This window comes from Aeromonas sp. QDB23 (genome assembly GCF_027707745.1).
GTDB classification, from domain to species: Bacteria; Pseudomonadota; Gammaproteobacteria; order Enterobacterales; family Aeromonadaceae; genus Aeromonas; species Aeromonas allosaccharophila.
The window spans coordinates 1-721 of record NZ_JAPCJA010000172.1 but is presented as its reverse complement, the minus strand read 5'-3'; the positions used below and the strand labels follow the sequence as shown (position 1 = coordinate 721).

Genomic DNA, 721 nt, shown 5'->3' with positions numbered 1-721 from the left:
TGTCCGCCAAACGATCATTAGGCGGCCAAACCGGACGCCTGTCCGAAAACATCTTGCGCAACGGGATGACGGACAATAAGATAGGCGGACGGTATAACGGACAAATGGGCGGAAATGGCACTCATCGGCTATGCGCGGGTATCGACGGCGGAACAGGACACCGCCTTGCAGACGGATGCGCTGCGCAATGCAGGCTGCGAACGGGTTTTCGAGGACACGGCATCCGGGGCCAAGGCAGACCGGCCCGGCTTGGCCGATGCGCTGGCTTATCTGCGCGATGGCGATGTGCTGGTCGTCTGGCGGCTGGATCGGCTTGGCCGCTCCCTGCCGCACCTGATTGAGACGGTCGGCAAGCTGGAAGCACGGGGCGTCGGCTTCCGCTCGTTGACTGAAAACATCGACACCACCACGCCGGGCGGACGGCTCATCTTCCATGTGTTCGGTGCGCTGGGCCAGTTCGAGCGCGACCTGATCCGCGAGCGCACCAAGGCCGGGTTGACCGCTGCCGCCGCACGCGGGCGCAAAGGCGGACGCAAGCCGGTTGTCACTGCCGACAAGTTGCAACGAGCGCGGGAGCTTGTCGCCAACGGCTTGAATGTCCGCGAGGCCGCCGCACGCCTCAAGGTAGGAAAAACCGCTCTCTACGCTGCCTTGCAGGCGGCCAGTTCTGGCAGTGCAGCCGACTCCTGATATTTCGTGCAGTCGCCTTCTGAAAACGACA

The 721-nt window shown here is 63.4% G+C and carries 1 protein-coding gene; it reads left to right on the top strand.

Going from position 1 to position 721, the window contains the following annotated elements; all coding sequences use genetic code 11:
* The first annotated feature begins 114 nt into the window (after window positions 1–114).
* Complete coding sequence (locus tag PG888_RS23030) at window positions 115–690, top strand: recombinase family protein (protein WP_001173919.1); 576 nt, start codon at window positions 115–117, stop codon at window positions 688–690.
* Window positions 691–721 lie beyond the last annotated feature (31 nt).

What these genes read in the sequence shown, in the direction of transcription:
- PG888_RS23030 (WP_001173919.1), top strand. Translation starts at nt 115, where the DNA reads ATGGCACTCATCGGCTATGCGCGGGTATCGACGGCGGAACAGGACACC.